A 6,461-nucleotide genomic window follows, 5' to 3' on the forward strand; every position below is an offset into this window, starting at 1 on the left:
TCATTCCTTTTTTATTGAGTTGAAATAAAAATAATCCCGTTTTACATTTTAATGTTATGCTTTAAAAAACGCGTAGGCGCTATAACTTAAATACGAGTTTTACTTGTTCTCGATACAATTTTTTTAATAAAAAAATCACTCGAACTGACACAGCGTAACTAATTAACATAAAGTAAAAAACAGGTTTAATACAATTAAAAACATGGAAAACATTGATAGCCTTTTTGAGAGTATAAAAAACAGACAAACCAGCGTGTTAAAGGCCTTGTTAAGTGCCAACCCTAAATTAGCCGAAGCCAAAGACGAACGTGGGTTTACACCATTAATTCTGGCCACTTATTTTGATAACGAAGCCGCAACCAAAATATTAATAGCGCATAATGCACCCATAAATGCAAAAGATGCCTCGGGTAATACCGCTTTAATTGGCGTGAGTTTTAAAGGCAATATAGCATTTGCTAAGTATTTAATAGAGCATGGGGCAGATGTAAACGAAGTGAATATTAACGGAACCACAGCCTTGTCTTTTGCAACCCAATACAATAAAATTGAAAGCGTAAAATTACTCTTAGAACATCAGGCCGATAAAACAATTAAAGATTTTAAAGGTAAAACAGCTTTAAATTATGCACAGGAAAAAGGGTTTAGTGAGCTTGTAGAGCTTTTAAAATAGGATTTTTACAGCCTGTTGGTATAGCGGTTAAAAATGAGATGTGTTTTTTGTGAAAATTTGGGCGCCCCCCAAGGGTCGGGCTTTACGTTGCAAGTCCTCGCACTTCCTTCGTCAGGCTGTGGGCTTTTCACTGCAATCCCTAACGCGTGAAAATCGGTAAAGTTTAATGAGCTATAAGTGTTTATTGTTTTTTTATTTGTTTTATACGGGGGTTAGCAAATGTTATTTATAACTATATATAATTCTAATTTTTTTTCTAACTCGTTAATCACTATTAATCAAATAGCTCAAAAATAGTTTCTTTGTTATTATATTTAAAATCAACTGCTACTTCTCCATTTTTATTTAATACACCCCATTTATTATTTTTTTTAAGAAAAATATAATTTGGAATAATAGCTCCAAAATTCATATCGTTATTATAATATCTAGCATCATAAATGGGAGGTACTATAATTTCGTTTTGTTTGTTTATTAAACCCATTTTGTTATCAAGCACAATAAGTGCGTAACCATTTACAAAATCAAAAATTTTATCATATTCTATTGGTATTACAATAGCATTTTGTTTGTCTATGATTCCTTCTTTATTGTTTTTTTGTACTGTAGCTTGATTATTGACGAAAGAAGTTACATTATCATATACACAATCAATAATTACATCACCTGACGTATTTATAAAACCCCATTTCTGAATAGATTGTTCTCTTGCTTTTTTACTTTTAATTTGCACAGCCGCCAATCCTTCAGAAAAACTTTTAACCCCATAATATTTGTCTAATGGTATAACAACGTTACCCTTTTTATCTATAAAATTTTGTTCATATGAGTTTAGTTTTGATTTTTCTGCTAATGCTAAACCTTCTGAAAAATCATTTAAAGCATCGTACTTTTTGCCATTAATTTCTTTTCCTGAAGAGTCAATAAATAATTTAAAAGTTTTTTCCTCACTAAACATTAATTTCCATACCTTATCTAATTTATAAATAATGCTGTAACCATTTTTAAATTCTGATGGTTTATATTTAAATTCAAAAGGTATAACCGTTTCACCTTTTAAATTTATAAATCCGTATTTTTTTTTGATTAAAGCTGTAGCTTTTCCTTCAGAAAAAACACCTATTTCGTTATACTTCATTGGTGCAATAATATTGCCTAAACTGTCAACTAATCCATATAGTTTCTTACTAAATTTGTCACCAAGAATAGATCTAGATTTCACTTTTATAATTTTGCCCGAAAATTTAGAAATTAAGAATACATTATTACTTACAAATTTGACATCCTCAAATTCTGGATTTAAATCTTTTAGTTTTTGTTCTTTAATTTTGTTTACATCAACTTTATTTACATCATTTTTATTGCTTTCTATAGCATATTTCATATTAGAATAAAGTCTAAGTTTTTTAGTGTATTTCTTTTTTAGCTTTAAATTTTTTTGATCAATTTCCAAACAATGTTTCATTATAGCTAATTGTTGCTTGGTACTTAATTCAAACTTATCTAATTTTTCTAGTAGCCATTTTGTATTTGTAGGCTCTTTATTAATAGCTAACTCTAAAAAATATCCAGCTTTGTTTTGAATCTCGGGTATTAGGCTTTTACTCTTTCTTTTATATGCTTCATAGTACGATTGACCAGTATGCTTTTTATTAATACTATTTTTTGTTTTAGGGTCATTACAGTAGCTGCTGCTACCTCTTATAATATCATTTGCGTTTTCAATCATACAATTTGCAAATTCATACTTTTTAAGGTAATATAACTCTGTTTCTTCTTTAACGGCTAGTGTAGCTGCTTCTAAAGATTGACTTTTTATTGGGTAATATTTTTCTTTTAGTTTTTCTGCAATTTTTGAAAGTTCTCGTTCTTTCTGCCTTTCAAGATTTTGTCTTGCCTCACGTTCGTCTTTTTGAAGTTTTCTTCTTGCTAAAACTGTAGCTGTTGTTGCTAATAATTCCCCTACAGCAGCCTGTGTTTCATTCTTTGCAGCTGCTAGTACTCGGGTTCTTGATGTGGCAAGCTCTTTGTCTAGGTCTCTAGCTTTTCTATTAAAAACATCTTCTAGCTGTTTTTGTTTCTGCCTAGCTTCTTTAATAATACCAGTTACACTTGTTGATTTTATTTGAGAAAGACTAGATATCTGATTGATATAATCTTGCTCTCTTGCCCAACTATTAGACATTTCAGTAAATTCAGTAGTTAAGGAATTGCCAAGATTTTTTAGTGCTGCATCATATTTTTCTGTTGCAGCATTTTGATTAGCTATAAAATTTTGAGCATCTTCAAGTTGCTTTGCTTTAAATTTAGCTTTATTTTCCTTTTTTAAAGTTTCTTCATCACGATTTTTTGTTTGCTCTTCTAATAACTTTTGATTTCTTAACTTTTCTGCTTCAAATTCTGAAGTGTCTACATCTAATACCTCATACCCTTTGGCTTCAGTAGTTTCATTATCTACTCTTTTTTTTGAGGTTTTGGTTGTTTGTTTGATGTTATCTGATTTTTCATCTTTATTTCCATTTTCTTTTTTATCTCTAATTTCTTTCATTTTTTTCTTCTTGTAAAGATGAAAGTGTTCGAGGCAGTTTATATATTCGGATTGCCAAATTTTTTCCCCTAATATTTCAAAGTCTATATACTTTAATTTACTCGTTTCTATTGGTTGAATATTTAAAGCAGTTTTCCAATCAACATTTTTAGATATTTCTCGATAAACTTCACTTGTAGTTTTCTTTCCTGGTTTTAAAGTTATTCTTCCAGTATTTTCTCCATAAGAATCGTGATATCTAAAATCAAAGGATATTCCAACATCCAAAGGGTTTTCAAAAGTAATTTTTATTATATAATGGTATTTTTCAGAATCTAGAGCAGTTTTCTTTTTGATTTCAACCGTTTCTATAATTTGAGTGGTATAACACCCGTCTGGTCCTCTATTTTCTACTGTTTCCCATTCTTGAGCGTATGAAGTAAAACTTATAGCGGTTATTAATAGTAGCGTAAATATATTTTTCATATTTAATTTTTTAAAAGTATGTATTACATTAACTTTATTCGGTTCTTAGATGTTGGTATTCTTTGTTCTAATATTTGCTAACGTTGTTATATATGGTTTGTTGCGTGGTTAAGCACGTAATTTAGCAAATACAAACCGAATAGAAAATCCGCGAGGATTTTCGTAAGTAAGCTTGCACTAGCAATAAATTATATACGGTGTTGGCAACTGGCTTTACTTTCTTTCAAAAATACACTGCTCCAATTCTTTATACACGTTCATATCAGATGTGATAAAGTCCGACAATGTTATTTTAAATCTTTCTGCATTAATGCTTGTTGTAATTCCGCAATAGTTTTTAATTCGTCCTGTTGCATCTTTTAGATTTTGATTTACAATATCTGTTACGAATTTGTCATATTCAGTTTCATTGAAAGTTAAGCTATTTGCTAAACAGTATGATTTCAAAACTTCTTTATCATACAAATAATTTTCAATTTCCCATCTCTTCATAATTCTATGAAAAATTGGATTGTTTTGAAGATATATTTGTCTGTCATTTTCATCATTTAGTTTTCCTGATGAAACGTCTCTATCTTTAAAAACAAGTATTTCTATGTCTGAAAAAACTTTAGTTAATAAAGCCAAAGCAATTTCACTTCTTTGGTCTAATTCTGTATTTCCGCCACTTGATATAAAAAGTGTGTCGTGATATTGTTCTCCAAAAATGTTATTAAAAACTTTAGCATCAAATCCTTTTTCTAATCCATTTGAACTTGGTTTATCCAAACCCTCACAATATATTATTCTTCTTGGACTTATTAATCCAGTCAAGTCATCCAGAGCAGTTTCAAATATTTCTGTCCATTTTTTTAATGATTTTTTGATTGGTTTTAAAACTTGCGGTGTTGATGCCCAATTAATATTTGATTGAAAATGAAGTATATCACAATCGTCTTTTAAATCTTCTTGTAATGCTCTTAAAAAACCTATACTATGAGTTGCTATCCAAATTTGACAATTTGTACCAATAAGATTGTTTATTTCAAGTAGTAATTTTTTTTGAATAGCTGTATTTATATGTAATTCAGGTTCATCAAGTAGAAAAACTGTATCATTGTATTCCTCTTGTCTTAAATACAAATCCAAAAGTATGTCCACAACTTCTTTTTCTCCAGAAGATAAAACGTTAAACTCAAATCTATTTGGATGATCTTTTTTTATAAAGTACAATGTTCCCTCATTTGATTCAATACTTCCAATACTTGACACTTCTAAATCCAAACAGTTCTGTAAAGACTTGTTTAAATCGCCAATTATTTTATGTTTTGCTTGACTAGGAGTGCAATCTTGTTTATTAAGATAATCATTGTACTTAATATACAATCTTCTATAGTTTTCTTCCATTTTATCATCCAAATCGGATGATGCAGTAGCTCCGTAACTATTTAGTGTTATGTCAGAAGTCGCTTTTGATTCTTTTACTTTTAAGTTGTTATTATATCTGTAAGGGCTTCTAAAAGAAAACATTGTATTGTGTTTTCCAAGTTTGTTTTTGTCTTCTTTAATTTTTTGGAAATCTCCATTTTCAAATTCAATGCTAACATTACTAGAATCATAATTTTGGGTTTGATTCATTGAATGATAATTGTGGTCTTTGCCTCGTTTATTTCCAATTTTACCCCAAGAATTATTAAGGAAAAGCATACTATCAATTACACTGCTTTTTCCACAACCATTTGAACCAACCAAAGCAATAATTCTTTTTGGTTTATCTCCTAATTCAATAGTCAATTCGTGAAATCTCTTGTATCCATTTTTTAATTTTAATTTCTTGACTTTCATTGATTCGTTGTTATTTTTAGCTTGTTGCCAACGTGTTTGTATATGGTTTGTTGCGTGGTTAAGTAACTAAGTTAACAAATAAAAACCGAATAGAAAATCCGCGAGGATTTTCGTAAGTAGGCTAGAACTAGCAATAAATTATATACGTTGTTGTGCATAGTATTTATTGAAAATCAGTTGAACTTATTTCTACTTGATATTCATATAATTCCGACGTATTATTTAGTGGAATTGTGATAGAATGATTCAAATATGGACTCGTAGTTAGAATTTGAAAATTAATTTCATTCTCTACATTTTTATCGACCCAAATTCTTCTAACAGAATTTTGATTTAATGCTGGTATTGGGTCAATTTGTCTCGAAGGATGTTGTTTATGTATGTGTATTTCTTGATTTATTTCATCAGAAGTAATAATTCTTAAATTTATTGGATAAAGTCTTAAAGCTTCAAAATTTTGTTCTTTTTGGGTTCCAATATTTTCTTCTTGAATAGATTCCGTTAAATTAGGTATATGTACTTGTTCGTTGAAATCAAGTTGTATTTGATATAGATTGCCATTTCCAGTTGTATTAAATGGTAAACTATATTCTCCATTTATGTCAGTTGTTGTTGAATCAACAAATCCTTGAAAAATATAACTGATTCCAGAAGGCACTCCTATAGTTTTGTATTCGGCTATCTTTATTTTTTCATTTACTATTGGTATATCGTTCGTTGAATCATAAATTTTACCATATACCAATGTCTCAATATTTGCAGGAATTGGTTCTTTTTCACAGCTTATTAATAGAAGTGAAAAAAGGGACAAAATAAAAATCAATTTATTCTTCATAACAGTAGGTTTATATTATGCACAACGTTTATGTATATGGAAAGTTGCGTGTTTGTGTGCGAGGATTTTCCGAAGGAAAATCAGAAGCTAACAAACACGCAACAAACTTTGGTTAA

The 6,461-nt window shown here is 29.3% G+C and carries 4 protein-coding genes; 1 reads left to right on the plus strand and 3 read right to left on the minus strand.

All coding sequences use genetic code 11. The features are described from left to right. Positions 1-202 precede the first annotated feature (202 nt). Positions 203-673 (plus strand): ankyrin repeat domain-containing protein, encoded by a 471-nt coding sequence (locus HNQ90_RS07715; RefSeq protein ID WP_144117347.1) that lies wholly within the window; start codon positions 203-205, stop codon positions 671-673. A 274-nt stretch (positions 674-947) separates the two neighbouring features. Here HNQ90_RS07715 and HNQ90_RS07720 read toward each other — a convergent pair whose 3' ends face one another. The 3 genes from HNQ90_RS07720 to HNQ90_RS07730 all read right to left on the minus strand — a co-directional run bounded on the left by HNQ90_RS07720 (position 948) and on the right by HNQ90_RS07730 (position 6,345). Beyond that, positions 948-3,686, minus strand: a complete 2,739-nt coding sequence (locus HNQ90_RS07720) for a WG repeat-containing protein (protein WP_144117349.1) — start codon at positions 3,684-3,686, stop codon at positions 948-950. A gap of 213 nt (positions 3,687-3,899) precedes the next feature. Then, complete coding sequence (locus tag HNQ90_RS07725; protein WP_144117351.1) at positions 3,900-5,510, minus strand: AAA family ATPase; 1,611 nt, start codon at positions 5,508-5,510, stop codon at positions 3,900-3,902. Between the two features lie 163 nt (positions 5,511-5,673). Continuing rightward, on the minus strand, positions 5,674-6,345 hold the full coding sequence (locus HNQ90_RS07730; protein ID WP_144117353.1) for a hypothetical protein: 672 nt from the start codon (positions 6,343-6,345) through the stop codon (positions 5,674-5,676). Positions 6,346-6,461: the final 116 nt, after the last annotated feature.

Source organism: Algibacter amylolyticus, assembly GCF_014202225.1.
In the GTDB taxonomy this organism is placed as follows: Bacteria; Bacteroidota; Bacteroidia; order Flavobacteriales; family Flavobacteriaceae; genus Algibacter_B; species Algibacter_B amylolyticus.

Coding starts and splice junctions, on each gene's coding strand:
- HNQ90_RS07715 (WP_144117347.1), top strand. CDS start 203: ATGGAAAACATTGATAGCCTTTTTGAGAGTATAAAAAACAGACAAACC.
- HNQ90_RS07720 (WP_144117349.1), bottom strand. CDS start 3,686: ATGAAAAATATATTTACGCTACTATTAATAACCGCTATAAGTTTTACT.
- HNQ90_RS07725 (WP_144117351.1), bottom strand. CDS start 5,510: ATGAAAGTCAAGAAATTAAAATTAAAAAATGGATACAAGAGATTTCAC.
- HNQ90_RS07730 (WP_144117353.1), bottom strand. CDS start 6,345: ATGAAGAATAAATTGATTTTTATTTTGTCCCTTTTTTCACTTCTATTA.